Here is an 18096-nt window from a genome sequence, read left to right on the forward strand (position 1 = left end):
CGACGGAGACCGGTCAGCCGGTCTCCGTTTGTTTGACTGCATCAGGCTGCGGGATCCTGATTTCCACCGTAAGCCCATCGATGCGAAAATCTCGGGCAATCGTGCCGCGCAATTCGCGCGTGACATTGAGGTCGATCAGCTTGGTGCCGAAGCCGGTCTTCGCCGGCGCTTCGAGTTCCTTCTGCCCGGCCTCGCGCCAGTTCAGAACCAGCATCCGCTCGGACCCGCGCCCCTCGAACGACCAGTCGACCTTGAGCGCACCCACGGAATTGCCGGCCTCGCCATATTTCAGCGCATTCGTCGCCAGTTCGTGAAAGGTCAGGCCAAGCGCCTGCGTCGTCCTCTCGTCGAGCAGCACCTGAGGCCCTGACAATATCCCTTCCGGAAGCTCCTTGCCGAACACCTGGCCGAGCTCGATGCGCAGCAGGTCGCCAAGATCGGCCTTCTGCCAGCGCGAACGCGTCAGCATATCCTGGGAAGCCGCCATTGCCTGCAGGCGGGCTGAGAAGGAAGTTGAGAACTCCTTCACGTCGGTTGCTTGCGCTGCCGTCTGGCGCGCAATCGCCAGCACCCGCGTGATCGAATTCTTGATCCGATGCTTCATCTCCTGCAGCATCAAATCCTTTTCGAGCAGGCTTTTTTCCGTCGTTTCATGCAGCAGCGACTTGGCGTCGTAGGCGCGCTCCTGGTAGCGCGCCACCAACGCGATGGCCCCGGCCAGAAGCAGGCCGAACAGCCCGAGCATGACCGGAATGGCGCGCGAGGACGGTTGCGAAAATGCACTTGTCGGCCGAAACAGCACCGTCCACGGCCGACCGGCGACGATGATCTTGCGCGTCACCAACAGCCTGTCGCCAAAGCTCGCAACCGGCGGCGTTTCCGACTGGAACAGAAGATTGTCGGCGTCGGCCGTGCCGTCATAGACCGCGGTGTTGACCGGCAGCAAAGGCGTGCGGCTGAGCGCGGTCTGGAACAGGTCGCGGGCGCGGAAGGCCGCGTAGAGAAGGCCTGATGTCGATGATCTGGACGCATTGATACCATCCGGCGCGGTTTCGACATTGAGCCTGACGAAGACCAGGAAACCGGTAAAGGTCTGCGCCGCGCCAGTGTCCTGGCCGAGCTGGACCAGACCGCTTGCGTGCTGTGCGTCATCGGCCATCGCTTTTTCGATCGCCTCGCGCCGCACCGGCTCGGTGAACATGTCGTAGCCGATGGTGGATTCGTTGGCAGGGTCGAGCGGCTCGAACAGCACGACGGGCGTGCGCCATGGCTGTGTCGTGTCCGGATAGACCGTGTGGGCGGCGCCGCGGTCGCGCAACATGTCGCGCTCGACCGCCGCTTCGTCACCGGTCTTGGCCAGCCTGAGATAGCCGATGCCGCGCAGGCCGGCGAAATTGTTATCGACATCGAGGGCGCTGAAGAAGGCCTTGAATTCGCTACCTGAAATCTCGCCATTGCGGGCGTCGAACAGCGCCTGCGTCGAGCGCAGCAGTGACAGATGCAGATCGATACGGCTTTCGATGCGGTTGAGCGCGTCGTCGGCCGTCGCCTCGAACTTGATGCGCGCCGCTTCCTGGGTCGCGAAATAGGCGAAGCCCGCCATCGTCAGGCTGATCAGTGCAACGGCAATGAAGGCAAGGATCGGGAAAAACTTCTTCAACGCAGGCCCATGGACGGTTCGGGACCTTTATGGGCAAGTCGCCGCGGCAAGACAATGGCGCGGCCAAGCCATAATGACAGCTGGCATATCATGCATATTTAGCCGGCTTATCGATCTCGAGCATCAGTGAACATGACAGCTGACGATAGCGTGGTCTCAGGCCGCGATCTTCAGCGCACCCGGACCGGGAATGGCGCCGGGCGGGCACTTTCCCAGGATGATCATGCCGAGCACTTCGTCCTGCGTCACATCGGTGGTGAGCGCGGTGCCGACGACCTGGCCGTTCTTCATTACGCAGACCCGGTCGGCAAGCTCGAACACGTCGTGAATGTCGTGGCTGATCAGGAAAATGCCGATGCCGTCGGCCTTGAGCTGCTTGACCAGTTCGCCGACCTGCGCCGTCTCCTGCGGCCCAAGCGCGGCCGTCGGTTCGTCCATGATCAGGATGCGGGCGTTGAACAGGATGGCGCGTGCGATCGCCACCGACTGGCGCTGGCCGCCCGATAGCTTGATCACGGGCTCCTTGAAGCGCTGGAAGCGCGGATTGAGCCGGCCCATCACCTTGCGCGCCTCGGCCTCCATGGCGACATCGTCGAGTGTCCCCCACGCGGTCATCAGTTCGCGGCCGAGGAAGAGGTTGGCGGCAGCGTCGACATTGTCGGCCAGCGCAAGCGTCTGGTAGATCGTTTCGATGCCGTATTTCTTGGCGTCGCGCGGATTGGAGATCGAGGCCTCCTGGCCGTTGACCAAGATCTGGCCGGCATCGCGCTTGTAGGCGCCCGACAGGATCTTGATCAGCGTCGACTTACCGGCGCCGTTGTGGCCAAGCAGCGCCACCACTTCGCCCGGGAAAAGATCGATGGACGCATCGTCGACGGCGCGAATGCCACCGAACGCGATCGAGATGTTGCGCATGTCGATCAGTGGCGTACCGGTGGGAGCAGTTTTTTCCATAGTCGTTCCTCCCTAGACGCGCTTGCGGTAGACGGTGTCGAGCCAGACGGCGATGACCAGGACAGCGCCAACGACAATGCTCTGCAGCGGCGAGTCGATGCCGAGCAGCACCATGCCGGATTGCAGCGACTGCATCAGAAGCGCGCCGAGCATGGCGCCCATCACCGTTCCGGCGCCGCCCGCGAGCGACGTGCCGCCGATGACGGCGGCCGCGATCACCAAAAGCTCGTCCAGTGTGCCCAGCGCATTGGTTGACGCATTGAGACGGGCCGACGAGATCGCCGCGCTGATTGCAGCCAGCACACCCATGATCATGAACACCTTCATGGTCACCCAGCGCGTGTTGATGCCGGCGAGTTCCGCTGCCTCCGGATTGCCCCCGATGGCGAAGACATAGCGGCCGAAACGCGTGCGCTTGGTGATGAACGTCATGATGATGCCGGCAATCACCGCCATCAGCACCGGTATGGCGATGCCATGCGCGATGAACAGCCCGCCTTCGGGAACGGTGATGCCGTTCTGCTGTGCGTACTGGCGCACGATGCCGATCGGCCATGGATAGGAATTGGCGATCCACACGGCGCCGAGGATGGCCGCGCAAGCGACCACGCCAAGCAAGGTCTCGGCCCAGACGGGGCGCAGTGGAAAGCTGAAGCGCTTGCGCTGCGAGCGACCGTTGAGCAGCGCGAAGGCGACCGCCGCGCAGGCGACGATGCCGACGATCCAGCTGGCAGCGGCGCCAATCGAGCCGCGTGGTCCGCCGCCCATCAGCTGGAAGGTGGCGTCGAGTGGCGCGACCGTGCGCCCGCTGGTGATGAGCCATGCCATGCCGCGCCAGACCAGCAGGCCACCAAGCGTCACGATGAAGGCCGGAACCTGCATATAGGCGATGATGAAGCCCTGGAACGCGCCGATCAGCAGACCAAGCACCACGCCGGCGGCAAGCGCGACGATCCAGAGCCAGGGGTTTCCAAGCTGGAAGCCGATGATGCGAATCAGGAATTCGGCCTGTGCCACGCCCATGATCATGCCGATCACGCCTTCGACGGAGCCCACCGAAAGGTCGATGTTGCGCATAACGATGACCAATACCATGCCGGTCGCCATGATCGCGACGGAGGACGTCTGCACCGACAGGTTCCAAAGATTGCGCGGCGTCAGGAAAAGCCCGCCCGACAGGATATGTATGCCGACCCAGATGACCAGCAGCGCGCCGACCATGCCGAGCATGCGCGTGTCGAGCTCGGTCGCTTTCAGGAACCGGGCGACCGCGCCGAGTTCAGACGCTCGTGCCGTATCGGCCTGCGGATTTGAGGTCGTGTCGGTCATGATGTCCTCCAGCGGCTTGCCGTCTGGCGCGGATGCCGGACCACAGCCTAGAAGTTTGCCGCCGATGGCGGAAACACACAATTCTCGTAGAGAAAACGCCGCGGCTTGACAGCCGCGGCGCCTCATTTCTTCAAGTCGTCGAGATCAGTTGCAAGCCGCGACGCTGCCGGCGGCGACGCCTGTGCAGACTTCGTCCTTCTTGATCCAGCCGGCGTCGATGACGACGTTGAGGTTGTCCTTGGTGATCGCGACGGGGGTCAGGAACAGCGACTTGACGGTGTTGCCGCCAGGCGTGGTGAAGTCCTTGGCGCCGGCAATGTCGCCCGTCTTCTTGCCATCGGCAAGCTGCGAGGCGATCTCGGCGGCGTTCTTGCCGAGTTCGCGCGCGTCTTTCCACACCGACACCGTCTGCGTGCCGAGCGCGATGCGGTTCAGGGCGGCATGGTCGCCGTCCTGGCCCGAGACCGGAACCGTTCCGGCAAGGCCCTGCGCCGTCAGCGCGGCGACAACGCCGCCGGCGGTGCCGTCATTGGCCGCAACCACGGCATCGACCTTGTTGTCATTGGCGGTCAGGAACTGTTCCATGTTCTTCTGGGCGTTGGCCGGCAGCCAGCCATCGGTATAGGCCTCGCCGACATTCTTGATCTTGCCCGAGTCGATGGCTTCCTTGAGCACTTCCATCGAGCCCGAGAACAGGAAATCGGCATTCGGATCCGAGCCCGAGCCCTTGATGAAGACATAGTTGCCTTCGGGCTTCGCCTTGAACACTTCGCGGGCCTGCATGCGGCCGACTTCCTTGTTGTCGAAGGTCAGGTAGAAGACGTCCTTGTTCTCGATCAGGCGGTCATAGCCGACGACCGGAATGCCTTCGTCCAGCGCCTTCTGCACCGCCGGGCCGATGGCCGAGGCGTCCTGCGCCAGGATGATCAGCGAGTTGGCGCCCTGCGAGATCAGGCTTTCGACGTCGGTCAGCTGCTTGCCGGGATTGGACTGCGCGTCGGCGGAAATGTACTTGTCGCCGGCAGCCTCGATCGCCGTTTTCATCGCCGCCTCGTCGGTCTTCCAGCGCTCTTCCTGGAAGTTCGACCACGACACGCCGATGACCTTGTCCTTCGCCTGCGCGACCGACACCAGCGCCAGCGACATGGCGACACCCGCCAGCATGGCGGCTGCAAATCTGTTCATCATAATCCTCCCTGCGCCGCGTGCGGCGCGACAAAACTGGCCCGAGGGCCGGCACACAGAGGCCCTATTTTTTCGAGCCTCGAAAAAATACTGGTTCAATGATAAGGCGCTGTCAACATCGATTCTGATGGATTCTGATGGCCTTGCCGAATTTTTTCGAGGTCCGCAATAAACAATGACAGGGCTGCCGGCGTCTGCCAATATTTGGCTGGTGCCGTCGAACGCCTTCACTATCATGAGGCGCGAGGAGGCCGGGAGGAAACAAATGTCGGTTGGAATCCGCCACGACGATCTGCGCCGTCGCAACCGTGCGATGGTGATTTCAGCCGTGCGCCGGGCCGGCCAGCCGTCGCGGACCGAGATTGCGGCGACCACCGGCCTCAGCCACTCGACCATATCGGCAATCTCGTCTGATCTGATTCAAGAAGGCATCCTGATTGAAGGCAAACCTGGCGAGACCGGCGCACTGAAACGCGGCCGGCCGCAGGTGGGCCTTGGTCTCAACCCGGAAGCGGCGGCGGTGATGACCGTCGTGCTGTCGCTCAATTTCCTGTCCGTCACCGTCATCGACTATGCCGGCCACGTCGTCGCCGAGGAACAGCGCCGGCTGGACACGCTGACCAAGCCGCGCGACGAACTGATCGGCGAATGCGTAGCAATCGTCCGGAGGCGTCTCGAGGACCCGGACCTGGACGTCCAGAGCATCGCCCGCATTGCCATGGGCATCCAGGGCATCACCGATTCGCAGGCGCGGGCCATGCTGTGGTCGCCAATCACGCCACTGACCGACATTGCCTTCGCCGACATGTTGGAAGTGGAATTCGGCATTCCTGCCACCATGGAGAACGACTGCAATATGATGGCGGTGGCGCTGCAATGGCGCCAGCCCGAGCGCTACCGCGACAATTTTATCGCCATCCTCTTATCGCACGGCATCGGCATGGGCCTGGTGCTGAAAGGCGAACTGTTCACCGGCACCCATTCCTCGGGCGGCGAGTTCGGCCACATGATCCACCGTCCGGGCGGCGCGCTCTGCCGCTGCGGGCGGCGCGGCTGCGTGGAAGCCTATGCCGGAAACTACGCCATCTGGCGCAGCGCCAAAATGATGGGCGAGGATGCCGAGCCGGTCGATATCGGCGACGCTGATATGCGCGCACTCGCCGCGCGCGCCCGCGAAACCGACGGCCCGGAGCGCGAAGCCTATCGCAAGGCCGGCGAGGCGCTCGGCTTCGGCCTCGGCAGCCTGTTTGCGCTGATCGATCCGGCACCCGTCGCCATGGTAGGCGTCAGCGCCGCCGCCTTCGACCTGATCGAGCCGGCATTGCGCGAGGCCATCGCCCAGACTGCCGGCGGCCAGCACTCGAAGTCGATCTCCTTCGACACCGAGCCCAACGAACTGCCGCTGATCCGCGAAGGCTGCGCCATGCGCGCGCTCGGCTTCGTCGATCAGGAGATTTTCGCGCCGGGCATTCAGGCCAAATCCGGCAAGCATGTCGCCTGAATGGCCGGCAACGGCGCGACGCGCAGCATCCTAGTCTTCCCTGATCGCGTAGCCGGCGCCGCGAATGGTACGGATGACATCCGGCATGCGGCCGTTGTTGACCGCTTTGCGTAATCGCCCGACATGGACGTCGACGGTTCGCTCGTCGATATAGATCGTCTCGCCCCAGACATTGTCGAGCAGTTGGCTGCGCGAGAACACGCGGCCGGGATGGCGCATCATGAATTCGAGCAGCCGGAACTCGGTCGGTCCGAGCCTGATCTCGCTCTTCTTGCGGTAGACCCGGTGCGATTCTCGATCGAGCACGATGTCGCCGACCTTGAGCACGCTCGACAGCACTTCCGGCTTGGCGCGGCGCAGCAGCGCTTTCACGCGCGCCATGAACTCCGGCGTCGAGAATGGCTTGACCAGATAGTCGTCGGCACCGGTGGACAGGCCGCGCACGCGGTCGCTTTCCTCACCGCGCGCGGTCAGCATGATGATCGGCAGCCGCTCGGTTTCGGGCCGCACTCTAAGCCGCCGGCAGAGCTCGATGCCGGAAACAGCCGGCACCATCCAGTCGAGCACCAGGAGATCGGGCACGTTTTCCTGCAGGCGGATCTCGGCCTCGTCGCCGCGTGTCACCACCTCGACCTGATAGCCTTCGGATTCGAGGTTGTAGCGGAGGAGCACGCCTAGTGGCTCCTCGTCCTCCACGACCATGATGCGTGGCGCGATCATAGGCAGTTCACCCTCATCAGGCCGGCGTGGCCATCGCCGTCTCGTCCTGCTTCGGACGATTGGCGGGCAATTGCTGGCCGGTCAGCACATAATACGCATTTTCGGCGATGTTGGTGACATGATCGCCGATGCGCTCAAGATTCTTGGCGCAGAACAAGAGATGCGTGCAGGCGGTGATGTTGCGAGGGTCTTCCATCATGTAGGTCAAGAGCTCACGAAACACGGACGTGTATTTGACGTCGATGCGCTCGTCGTCATTCCTGAGTTTTGCAAGCGCTGCCGCATCGGTGGCGGCATATTCCTCGACGACGCCTTGCACCTGGATCAGCACCAGTTGCGCCATGGCGTCGATGGAGTGCGAGAGGTCGCGCGGCGTGACGCTCAAGCCCACGGTGCCGACGCGTTTGGCGATGTTCTTGGCGAGGTCGCCGATGCGCTCGAGGTCGCCCGCCATGCGGATCGAGCCGACCACGGCGCGCAGATCGTTGGCCATCGGCTGGCGCTTGGCGATCAGCGTGATGGCGCGGTCGTCCAGTTCGCGCTGGCGCGCATCCATGATGGCGTCGTCGGAAACGACACGCTGTGCCAGCGCATTGTCCGAATTGAGCAGCGCCCTGGTCGAGCCGCTGACCATCGAGCCTGCCAGATCGCCCATGTCGCGGATCAGCTTGCTGATCTGCCCGAGCTCTTCATCGAAGGAGGCGACGGTATGTTCACCCATGATCTTGGTCCTCGTGCCTGAAAATTCACCCGCCGGACGGCTCAGCCGAAGCGGCCGGTAATGTAGTCCTGGGTGCGCTTGTCGTCGGGGTTGGTGAACATCTTGTCGGTGGCGCCCTCCTCGACGAGATAGCCGAGATGGAACATCGCCGTGCGCTGCGACACGCGCGCCGCCTGCTGCATCGAGTGGGTGACGATGACGATCGTGTAGTTCTGGCGCAGTTCGTCGATCAGCTCCTCGACACGGGCGGTGGCGATCGGATCGAGCGCCGAGCAGGGCTCGTCCATCAGGATCACCTCCGGCGACACGGCGATGGCGCGCGCGATGCACAGGCGCTGCTGCTGGCCGCCGGACAGGCCGGTGCCGGGCTCCTGCAGGCGGTCCTTGACCTCGTTCCAGATCGCCGCCTTCTTCAGGCTCTGCTCGACGATCTGGTCCATGTCGGACTTGCGCTTGGCCAGCCCATGGATGCGCGGGCCGTAGGCGACGTTCTCGTAGATCGACTTCGGGAACGGGTTGGGTTTCTGGAACACCATGCCGACGCGGGCGCGCAGTTCGACGACATCGATGTTCTTGTCGTAGATGTCGTCTTCATCGAGCGTGATCTTGCCGGTCACCCGCGCCAAATCGATGGTGTCGTTCATGCGGTTGAGGCAGCGCAGGAAGGTCGACTTGCCGCAGCCGGACGGGCCGATCAGCGCCGTCACCTGGTTCTGACGCACGTCGAGATTGACGTCGAACAACGCCTGCTTCTCGCCGTAGAAGACGCCGACCTTGTCGCCGCGCATCTTGATGACTTCGTTCGACTTGGCGTTCATTTTGTCGCCCACTGCATTCTCAAGGGACTGTTCGGTCATGATGTTCATACCAAATTGCCTTTTTTCTACCAGCGCCGCTCGAAGCGGCGCCGGAGCACGATCGCGGTGATGTTCATGGCCATGAGGAAGACGAGCAGGATGATGATGGCGCCGGACATGCGCTCGACAAAAGCGCGCTCAGCCTCGTTTGCCCACATATAGATCTGAACCGGCAGCGCGGTCGCCGGATCGAAAGGCGTCGTCGGATAATCGGCGACGAAAGCGACCATGCCGATCAAGAGCAGCGGTGCTGTCTCGCCGAGCGCACGCGCCAGGCCGATGATGGTGCCGGTAAGGATGCCTGGGGCGGCAAGCGGCAGGATGTGATGGAACACCATCTGCATCTTGGAGGCGCCGAGACCTAGGGCCGCCGAGCGGATCGACGGCGGCACCGCGGCGAGGGCGGCGCGCGTGGCGATGATTATGGTCGGCAATGTCATCAAGGTCAGCACCAGGCCGCCGACGAAGGAAGCCGAGCGCGGCATGCCGAGGAAGTTGATGAACACGGCAAGGCCAAGCAGACCGAAGACGATCGACGGCACCGCCGCGAGATTGTTGATGTTGACTTCGATCAGGTCCGTAAAGCGGTTCTTCTTGGCGAACTCCTCCAGATAGATGGAGGCGGCGACGCCGATCGGCAGCGCCAGCAACAGCACGATCACCATCATGTAGAACGAGCCGATGATCGCCACGCCCATGCCCGACGTTTCGGGCCGGCTGGAGGCGCCATAGGTGAACAGGCCGGTGTTGAAATGCTCGGCCATCACGCCGTCGGCTTTAAGCTTGTTCATCCAGTCGATCTGCTGGTTGGACACCTTGCGGCGCGCTTCATCGACGCCGAGGTCGATCTGGCCCTTGAAGGCCGAGTCGAGGTTCGCGGCAGCCAGGATGTCGACGTCACGCGTCCTGCCGATCACCGACGGATCGGCGGAGACGATGTCGCGCAGCTGGACGCGGGCGCCTTCCGACAGGAAGCCCTTGAGCTTCAGCATCATCGGCTTGTTGGCCGGATCGATGCCGAGCTTGGCCACCAGCGCGTTTTCGGCGAGCTTGGGATAGTTCGCCTTGATCAGCACGGTAGGGTCGGTCGCGCGCTTGCCGGAGGGATCGATCACCTTCTCGTCGAAGGTGACCGGCAGCGTCACCGTCGTCTGCCAGAAGGCGGTGTAGCCTTTCGAGACGATGGTGATCAGCATGATGGCCAGGAACGCCAGGCCCACCGAGATCGCAATCACGCCATAGATGCGGAACCGGCGTTCGGCGGCATAGCGCGCCTTCAGCCCGATGTCGCGGCGCGGTCGCGCGACGGCGCCCGCCATCGTGTCCAGGGGGATGTCGGTCATTCGTACTGCTCCCGGTACTTGCGCACGATGTAGAGGGCGACGATGTTCATCACCAGCGTCAGCGCGAACAGCGTCAGGCCGAGCGCGAAGGCGACCAGCGTCTGCGGCGAGTTGAACTCGAGGTCGCCGGTCAGCTGGTTGACGATCTTGACGGTGATGGTCGTCATCGCCTCGAACGGATTGGCCGTCAGATTGGCGGCGACGCCCGCCGCCAGCACGACGATCATCGTCTCGCCGATGGCGCGCGACGCCGTCAACAGGATGGCGCCGACGATGCCGGGCAGTGCCGCCGGCAGGATCACCCGCTTGATCGTCTCGGAGCGGGTGGCGCCGAGGCCGAGCGAGCCGTCACGCATTGCGCGCGGCACCGCGGTGATGATGTCGTCGGACAAAGAGGACACGACCGGGATCAGCATGACGCCCATCACCAGACCGGCGGTGAAGATGCTCTGGCCCTGGATGAAGGGCGAGCCGCCGGTGAGTGCCGCCGACAGGTCGCGCAAGAACGGTCCGAGCGTGACAACGGCGAAGATGCCGTAGACGATGGTCGGAATGCCGGCCAGCAGTTCCAACGCCGGCTTGACCACCGAGCGCACACCGCGCGAGGCATATTCGGACATGTAGACCGCCGACATCAGCCCGACCGGCACTGCGACCAGAAGCGCGACGGCGGCGATGTAGAGCGTGCCGGCGAGTAGCGGGATCAGGCCGAACTGACCCTGGCTGCCGCCGGAACCGGCGGCGGCGAAACGCGGATCCCACACCGTGCCGAAGAAGAAGCTCATCGGCGATACGCTCTCGAAGAAGGTGATCGTCTGGAACAGCATCGACAGCACGATGCCGACCGTGGTCAGGATGGCGATGGTCGAGGCCGCAAGCAGCCCCCACAGCATCAGCTTCTCGACATTGTTGCGCGCCCTGGCGCGCGGCGCGATCTGCCTCAGCGCATAGAAGGCGCCGGCGACCGACAGCGCGAAGGTCAGCACGGCGCCGAACAGGCCGAGCCGGTCCTGGACCTGGTTCGCCTCGACCGCGATCGGGATCATATAGTCCTGTGTGTCGCTGGCCAGTGCCACGCCCTTGGCGGCGAGCAGCGGCTGCAATTCGGCGAAAGTAGCGGGAAGTGCGGTATCGCCATCGAGCCGGCGCAGGCCCTTGGCCAGGCTCTTCACCAGGCTGGCGTCGAGCGCTTCGCTGGCCACCTTTGTGTCGGCGGTGCGCTCGGGCAAAGCGGCATGGATGTGCCGGTCGAGATAGAAGGGAGAGCCGATATCCCAGACGGCGAGCAGCAGGACGGCAGGCAGGACCGCGAGCAGAAAGGCCCACCAGCCATGATAATGCGCGCGCGAATGCGGCTTGACCTTGCCGGTATCCTGCGCCGCTGCGCGCTGGCGGCCGATCACAAAAGCGACCACGCCTATGGCGATGACTATGGCGAGTACGAGCAAGGACGACATCACCCACCCCAGGGAAAATTCAGATCGCCGCCACCGTTGCGGCAAGCGGCGAAATCAGGGCGCGGATTTGGTCCGCGCCCTGATCCGGTCGGTTGATTACATCGTCTTTCCGGCGGCGAAGGCGTCGCGCTGGCCCTGACGTTCGGCGTCGGGAGCGGAAACCAGGCCGTACTGGGCGAGCGGGCTTTCCGGGCCGATCATCTGGTCATCAAGGAAGAACTCGACATATTCCTTGAGGCCGGGAACGACGCCCAGATGCGCCTTCTTGACGTAGAAGAACAACGGCCGCGACACGGGGTACGTGCCATCGGCGATGGTCTGCGTCGAAGGCACGATGCCTTCCACGGTAGCGACCTTCAGCTTGTCGGCATTGTTCTCGTAGAAGGCGAGGCCGAACACGCCAACGCCGGTCTTGTTGGAGTCGATGCGGGCCAGCGTCTCGGTGTAGTCGCCATCGATGTCGACAGCCTTGCCGTCCTTGCGGATGGCGATGCAGGTCTTGCCGATTTCCTTGTCGTCGGCGATGCCGGCAGCCTTCAAAGCGGCCTTGTCGCAGCCGGCGTCGAGCAGCTTGGTCTCGAACACTTCACGGGTGCCGTGCTTCTCACCCGGGATATAGGCGGCGATATCCCAGTCGGGCAGCTTCGGATTGACCTGGTTCCACTTGGTGTTCGGGTTGTCGACCAGCTTGCCGTCGACCACCAGCTTGGCGGCGAGCGCCTTGTAGATGTCGGCGGGAACCAGCGCCCAGTCCGGACCCTTGATGTCGGTGGCAAAGACGATGCCGTCATAGCCGATGCGGACTTCCTGGACGTCCTTGACGCCGGCGTCGGCGCAGGACTTCAGCTCGTCCTTCTTGATCGGGCGCGAGGAGTTGGCGATATCGATCGTGTCTTCGCCGACGCCCTTGCAGAACTCCTTGATGCCGGCGCCGCTGCCGCCGGACTCGACCACCGGGGTCTTGAAGTTGGTGAAGGTTTCGCCGAACTGCTCGGCGACGATCTTGGCGTAAGGCAGCACGGTCGACGAACCGGCGACCTGGATCTGGTCACGCGCAGCGGCGACACCGGACGATGCGGCGAACGCTACCGCCACGGCCGATGCCGTAACGAGGAATTTCTTCATGTGGCCTGCTCCTGTTCGGAAGATGGTCTCTTGGCGCCCTCTTCAAACCGGCGCCCGCTGAGGCCAATAGCCTTCGATTATTACAGTCGCATGACAGTTTCGTGTCAGCCCGGTAACGTCGCACAGACGTCTTGTGGGCCGCACCCTTTAAGCCGGTTTGTGGGAATGGAAGTTGCCGCTGGAATCAGACGCTTGCGCAATTCGTGCTGGCATCAAGTCCCGGCACACCGCAGGCCGCGATGCCGAGAAAGAAAAACCGGACGGGAGCGCGTTGCCCGTGACCAGAGCGAATCTTGGCCGAGCCATCGCCAAAAACAGGTCCGTTGGGGTAGATTCGACGCTGTTTCTTGTCGGCGGTCGCTTGCTCCCGCCCGTAACTGAATGAGCGGTTTCGTTGCGACCATTGTCCTGACTGGGCGCCAGCTTTGATATGGTGCGATCGCACCATATCCTTGGCTGTTGCGGCGCGGCCGAATCCCGGCGGCGCCGCAGGTTGCTATCCAGCGTCTCGTTGGGCTTCGCCTGATATGCCGACCCAGCGCTCGACCTTTTCGAGCAGCGCCCTGGGGCTGATCGGCTTGGGCAGATAGTCGTCCATGCCGGCTTCCAGGCAGCGCTCACGGTCGCCCTTCAAGGCATGCGCGGTGACGCCGACGATCGGGATATGCATACCCGTATGTTCTTCCAGCCGGCGAATTGCGGCGGTGGCCTCGAGCCCGTTCATCTCCGGCATCGAGACGTCCATCAGGATCATGCGCGGATTAAGCCGGCCGAAGGCGTCGAGCGCCTTGCGGCCGTTGCCGACGATTTCGAAACTGTAGCCGGTTTCGCCGATTATCTGGGTGAACACCATCTGGTTCACCTCATTGTCCTCGGCAACGAGAATGTCGAGCCGGCGTTCATCCCCGGCGGCCCGGGCGCGGGCACGAACCGGCGGCGGTTGCAGCAAGGCGCGTTCCGATGCAGCGAGCGGCGGCTTTGCCGGCGACGGTTCGTTCCTGCCGCCGCCGGAACCGCTGCTTGCCGCCGGCAGCACACGGCTGTCCGTGATATTGTGATGGTGCCGCTGGATGGTGGCGACCAGCGTTTCCAGAAGCACCGAGGAACGCGCCGGCTTGATCAGCTGGGCGTCGATGCCGAGATCGCGATAGCTGGTGTTGGCGAGCGACTGGTCGACCGAGGTCAGCATGATGATCGGCGTGTCGGCCAGCCCTGCGGTGTTGCGCACGACGCGCGCCATTTCGGCGCCGCTCATCCCCGGCATCTGATAATCGAGCACGACGCAGTCGACCGGCACGCCGTAGGCAGCCGCGGCGACCAGCACCTTGAGCCCTTCGGGTCCGCTTTCGGCGGCGCAGGAATCGAAGGTCCATGACGCCATCTGCTCGCTCAGGATCGATCGGTTGACGGCATTGTCGTCGACGATCAGCACCCGTGAGCCGGTCACGTCGACCGGCATGATCCGCCGTCCGGTCTGTTCCTCGGCCCTGGGCAATGTCACGGTGAACCAGAAGGTCGAGCCCTTGCCTTCGGCGCTCTCGACACCGATCTCGCCGCCCATCAACTCGACCAGCCGCGAGGTGATGGCGAGCCCGAGCCCTGTGCCTTCGTGGCGTCTGGTCGACGAGGTGTCGGCCTGACTGAATTTTTCGAAGACGAGCTTTAATTTCTGCTGCGGAATGCCGATGCCGGTGTCGGTGACCGAAACGGTAAGCTTTGTCCCCGTCGGCCCCCTTTGTCCGGTCACGTCGACCAGCACGTGGCCTTCGTCGGTAAACTTCACCGCGTTGCCGACCAGATTGGTGACGATCTGCCTGACGCGACCGACATCGCCGACGAACAGGCTTTCCAGGCCCGGCTCGACGCGCACGATGAGCTCGAGGTCCTTCTCCTTGGCGCGCGTCGATATCAGCGTCGCCACATCCTCGATCGCTTCGGGCAGGTTGAAGGGCGCAGGGTCGAGCACCAGCTGTCCGGCATCGATCTTGGAGAAGTCCAGTATGTCGTTGATGATGGTCAAGAGCGCGTTACCCGACTTGACGATGATATCGGTGAACGTCTTCTGCTTGGGATCGAGGTCGGATTTGGCCAGCAACTCGGCCATGCCGAGTACGCCGTTCATCGGCGTGCGGATCTCGTGGCTCATATTGGCCAGGAATTCCGACTTGGCGCGGTCGGCCAGCACGGCGCGCTGGCGCGCCTCGCGCAGTTCGGCCTCGCGCAGCTTCAGTTCGGTGATGTCGGTGGTCGACCCAATCAGATAGAGCGAACCGTCGGACGCGATCATCGCGCCCTTGCGGGCGAACTGGTGGCGCACGCTGCCGTCGGCAAGCGTCACCGTTTCCTCGATCTCCTGTGTATCGCCTGTGCGCAGCACGGCGAGATCGCTGTTGACGAAGGCTTCGCCGTCTTCGCCGAAAATCTCGATGTCCGTCTTGCCGATCGCGTCTTCCCTGCGGAGGCCGGTGAGGTCGCACCAGCCCTTGTTGACGTAGAACTGCCTGAGGTCGGAGCGCTTGGCGTAGATCGACACCGGCACGTTGTCGATGAGATTGCGGAACACCTCGTTCTCGCGCATGCTCTCTTCCAGCGCCTGCTCGCGCGCCTTGACGTCGGTGATGTCGGTGCTGGAGCCGACAAGGTGCACCGACCCATCGAGCGCCACCAGCCGGCTCTTGCGCGTCATCAATTGCCGCACCGTGCCGTCGCGATGGGTAACGGGCTCCTCGATCTCGCGGCCGCGGCCGGTGACGACGACCTCGGTGTCGTCATGGGTGTAGGTTTCGGCGTCGTCGATGCCGAAAAGCTGGAGATCGGTCCGGCCGATGACTTCCTCCTTGGGGATGCCGGTCAGCGCGCACCAGGCCTTGTTGACGAATTCCATGCTCAGATCCTGCGCCTTGATGAAGGCGGCGACCGGCAGTTCGTCCATGACGTGGCGGAACAGGTCGATCTGGCGCATGCTTTCCTGCAGCGCCTTTTCGCGGCTCTTGATCTCCGAGATGTCGACGCGCACGCCGATGAAGGTGCCGTCCTCGGTGCGCATATCGTAGACCTGATACCAGCGGCCGTCCGCATTGAGGCGCTCATAGGACGAGTTGGGCAGGCGATAGCGGGCGAGGATGGCATTGAGCCAGACATCGGGGTCGCCTTCATAGAGCCTATCGATTTCTCGATCGCCGCTCGATCGGAAATAGCCGACCGAATGTCCGAGTTCCAGGGCCTCGCGGAAGCTGCGGCCGGGCTGCCATGCCGGTTTCAGCTCCGGCAGCGTGTCCTGCAGCTTGCGGTTTGCAAAGACGAACTTGTCGTCGCGGTCATAGATGATGACGGCCGCCGGCAGCGACTCCAGCACCGTGGTGAGGTTCTTGCGGGCGTCCTCGGCTTCGGTCTCGCGGCGCTTCATGTCGGAGATGTCGAACAGGAAACCGGCGACATAGTTGCGGCCGCTGGGCATGCCGACGCGGTTCTTGCGCACGATGCGCGAGCGGCTGGCGCCCTCGGCGTCGAAAGTCTCCTCGACCTCGTAGGGCGTGCCGGTCGCCAGCACGGCGCGTTCGCTGTCTTCGAATTGCGCGGCGTCCTTTTGCTTGAGGAAGTCGCCGCCGGGCCTGCCCAGCATCGCTTGCGGGCTCTGTCCGAACAGTGCCGAAAACGCCTCATTGACGAAGACGAAACGCAGATTGTCGTCCTTGACGAAGATCGGGTCCTTGACGCCGTTGATCACCGCCTCGGCCAGCCGCGATTTCTCCAGCGCTTGGGCGAGTTCAGCCTCGCGATCCTTCATGTTGGTGACGTCGACATAGGAGATCAGCCTTTTGCCGCCGGCGAGCGGCGCCAGCGAGGCAATCAGCGTACGGCCGTCATTGCGTGGCAGTTGCCTGGAGCCCACCAGGCCGGCCGAGATTTCTGCTTCGCGCTCGGCGATGTGGCCCTGCCATTCGGCATCGTCAGCACCGTAAGGGTCCATATCGCGGCTGGCCTGCATCAGTTCGCGGAAGCCGCAGCCGATGCCGGCGCGTCGGGGATCGATTTCCCAGAAATCATAGAAGGCGCGGTTGATCACCTCCGCGCGCATCTCCGCATCGAGGACGAGCACGCCGATCGGCATCTGGTCGACCATCGTGCGAAGATTGGCGAAGGTCTCCGTAATTTTGGCGTTGGCACTCTCGATCTCGGCGTCGCGACGCTTGAGCTCGGAGACGTCGTAGTAGGTCAACAGCCGCTTGCCGCCGGACAACGCCGTCACGGAGAACATCATCGTCCTGCCATTGGCATGGAGAAATTCGCGTGGCGCAACCGAGCCGGCGCTGATCTCCTCGATGCGGGTGGCTAGGTAGTGCTGCCACTGCTGTTCATCGAGATCGCCGTAGATGCCGTTGCGGCGGTTGAGTTCCATCAACAGACTGAACGGCGCGCCGACAGTGACGGCGCCATCGTGAATCCTGGAGAGCTCGCGATAGGCCTTGTTGACGATGAGTGTGCCGAGCTTTTCGTCAAGCAGCACGACGCCCATATGCATGGCATCCATCGTCCGCTCGAGATCGGCGAGGTGCTGCGTGGCCTCGCCGGCCGGCGGATCGCTCTCCTCCTCCCGCAGTTCGTCCAGCGCACCGGCCAGTGCCGTGACGTTGCGGCCGATGCCGCGATAGCCGATGAATTCGCCTTCGCCGTCGAACCGCGGGGAACCGGTGATCGAAACCCAGCGGCAGCCGGGACGGCCGCCCTTCAACTCATAAACAAAGTCGCGAAACGGCCGATGCGCCTGCAGATCCTCCAGATGCGCGGCGGCGTGTCGATTGCCGTGCACCATCTGCTTGAGGAAATCGAAGCGGAAACGGCCAAGAATGCTGGCCGGATCGATGCCGGTGGCGGCCTGGTAGTTCTCCGAAAGCCAGGAAAAGCGCAGCTCGGCGTCGGTCTCCCAGACCCAGTCGGCGCCGGCCCCGACCAGTTCGCGCAGCGCTTCGGGCGAAACCCCGACGGACGTATCCTGGCCGTTCACCACCCCTTTTCGGGAACCGCGTCCGCCGCGTGTTCCAACAGTCCCGTCAGCCATCCCGTTCCCACCCCGAAAGCCAAGGCCGAACCCCCTCAGCGGTTCGCCGGCGGAATGTGCCCGAGAAGCATTAATGATCCGCTAACCATAACCAATCCAGACTGCGGCCAGAGCCACATTGCCCTGCGGTATTCCGCCGGTTGTCGGCGGAACCCCGGCCGGGCTATAAGTCGGCGGGGGTGTTG

The 18096-nt window shown here is 63.5% G+C and carries 12 protein-coding genes; 1 reads left to right on the plus strand and 11 read right to left on the minus strand.

Annotated features, from left to right (window positions below; translation table 11 throughout):
* Nucleotides 1-13 precede the first annotated feature (13 nt).
* The 4 genes from ACYG9Z_RS11010 to xylF all read right to left on the minus strand — a co-directional run bounded on the left by ACYG9Z_RS11010 (nt 14) and on the right by xylF (nt 5128).
* Nucleotides 14-1660 (minus strand): CHASE domain-containing protein, encoded by a 1647-nt coding sequence (locus ACYG9Z_RS11010; RefSeq protein ID WP_023670103.1) that lies wholly within the window; start codon nt 1658-1660, stop codon nt 14-16.
* Between the two features lie 156 nt (nt 1661-1816).
* Nucleotides 1817-2614: an ATP-binding cassette domain-containing protein gene (locus ACYG9Z_RS11015; protein ID WP_023683966.1), complete on the minus strand. Its 798-nt coding sequence runs from the start codon at nt 2612-2614 to the stop codon at nt 1817-1819.
* Nucleotides 2615-2626: 12 nt separating this feature from the next.
* Nucleotides 2627-3943, minus strand: coding sequence for a sugar ABC transporter permease (locus ACYG9Z_RS11020; RefSeq protein ID WP_023715018.1), 1317 nt, complete (start codon nt 3941-3943; stop codon nt 2627-2629).
* 144 nt (nt 3944-4087) lie between these two features.
* Nucleotides 4088-5128: a D-xylose ABC transporter substrate-binding protein gene (gene xylF / locus ACYG9Z_RS11025; RefSeq protein WP_023670106.1), complete on the minus strand. Its 1041-nt coding sequence runs from the start codon at nt 5126-5128 to the stop codon at nt 4088-4090.
* 265 nt (nt 5129-5393) lie between these two features.
* On the opposite strand from xylF, the gene ACYG9Z_RS11030 reads away from it, so the two are divergent.
* Nucleotides 5394-6629 carry an ROK family protein gene (locus ACYG9Z_RS11030; protein WP_023715019.1) on the plus strand — a complete coding sequence of 412 codons (1236 nt, stop codon included), beginning with the start codon at nt 5394-5396 and terminating at the stop codon, nt 6627-6629.
* Nucleotides 6630-6659: 30 nt separating this feature from the next.
* On the opposite strand, the gene phoB is transcribed toward ACYG9Z_RS11030, so the two are convergent.
* The 7 genes from phoB to ACYG9Z_RS11065 all read right to left on the minus strand — a co-directional run bounded on the left by phoB (nt 6660) and on the right by ACYG9Z_RS11065 (nt 17857).
* Entirely contained in the window at nt 6660-7349 is a 690-nt protein-coding gene (phoB, locus tag ACYG9Z_RS11035; protein WP_023822590.1) for a phosphate regulon transcriptional regulator PhoB, read from the minus strand.
* A 16-nt stretch (nt 7350-7365) separates the two neighbouring features.
* Complete coding sequence (gene phoU / locus ACYG9Z_RS11040) at nt 7366-8070, minus strand: phosphate signaling complex protein PhoU (RefSeq protein WP_023670109.1); 705 nt, start codon at nt 8068-8070, stop codon at nt 7366-7368.
* A 41-nt stretch (nt 8071-8111) separates the two neighbouring features.
* Nucleotides 8112-8936 (minus strand): phosphate ABC transporter ATP-binding protein PstB, encoded by an 825-nt coding sequence (pstB, locus tag ACYG9Z_RS11045; protein WP_023683970.1) that lies wholly within the window; start codon nt 8934-8936, stop codon nt 8112-8114.
* 17 nt (nt 8937-8953) lie between these two features.
* On the minus strand, nt 8954-10270 hold the full coding sequence (gene pstA / locus ACYG9Z_RS11050; protein ID WP_023683971.1) for a phosphate ABC transporter permease PstA: 1317 nt from the start codon (nt 10268-10270) through the stop codon (nt 8954-8956).
* Nucleotides 10267-11727: a phosphate ABC transporter permease subunit PstC gene (pstC, locus tag ACYG9Z_RS11055; RefSeq protein ID WP_023751663.1), complete on the minus strand. Its 1461-nt coding sequence runs from the start codon at nt 11725-11727 to the stop codon at nt 10267-10269. The genes pstA and pstC overlap by 4 nt, the downstream gene beginning before the upstream one ends.
* A gap of 96 nt (nt 11728-11823) precedes the next feature.
* A complete protein-coding gene (locus ACYG9Z_RS11060) occupies nt 11824-12852 on the minus strand; it encodes a substrate-binding domain-containing protein (protein WP_023670113.1) in 1029 nt (342 codons plus the stop codon).
* A 496-nt stretch (nt 12853-13348) separates the two neighbouring features.
* Nucleotides 13349-17857, minus strand: a complete 4509-nt coding sequence (locus ACYG9Z_RS11065; protein ID WP_460222814.1) for a PAS domain-containing hybrid sensor histidine kinase/response regulator — start codon at nt 17855-17857, stop codon at nt 13349-13351.
* Between the last annotated feature and the right edge of the window lie 239 nt (nt 17858-18096).

Source organism: Mesorhizobium sp. RSR380A (assembly GCF_054719385.1).

What these genes read in the sequence shown, in the direction of transcription:
- ACYG9Z_RS11015 (WP_023683966.1), bottom strand. Translation starts at nt 2,614, where the DNA reads ATGGAAAAAACTGCTCCCACCGGTACGCCACTGATCGACATGCGCAAC.
- ACYG9Z_RS11020 (WP_023715018.1), bottom strand. Translation starts at nt 3,943, where the DNA reads ATGACCGACACGACCTCAAATCCGCAGGCCGATACGGCACGAGCGTCT.
- xylF (WP_023670106.1), bottom strand. Translation starts at nt 5,128, where the DNA reads ATGAACAGATTTGCAGCCGCCATGCTGGCGGGTGTCGCCATGTCGCTG.
- ACYG9Z_RS11030 (WP_023715019.1), top strand. Translation starts at nt 5,394, where the DNA reads ATGTCGGTTGGAATCCGCCACGACGATCTGCGCCGTCGCAACCGTGCG.
- phoB (WP_023822590.1), bottom strand. Translation starts at nt 7,349, where the DNA reads ATGATCGCGCCACGCATCATGGTCGTGGAGGACGAGGAGCCACTAGGC.
- phoU (WP_023670109.1), bottom strand. Translation starts at nt 8,070, where the DNA reads ATGGGTGAACATACCGTCGCCTCCTTCGATGAAGAGCTCGGGCAGATC.
- pstB (WP_023683970.1), bottom strand. Translation starts at nt 8,936, where the DNA reads ATGAACATCATGACCGAACAGTCCCTTGAGAATGCAGTGGGCGACAAA.
- pstA (WP_023683971.1), bottom strand. Translation starts at nt 10,270, where the DNA reads ATGACCGACATCCCCCTGGACACGATGGCGGGCGCCGTCGCGCGACCG.
- pstC (WP_023751663.1), bottom strand. Translation starts at nt 11,727, where the DNA reads ATGTCGTCCTTGCTCGTACTCGCCATAGTCATCGCCATAGGCGTGGTC.
- ACYG9Z_RS11060 (WP_023670113.1), bottom strand. Translation starts at nt 12,852, where the DNA reads ATGAAGAAATTCCTCGTTACGGCATCGGCCGTGGCGGTAGCGTTCGCC.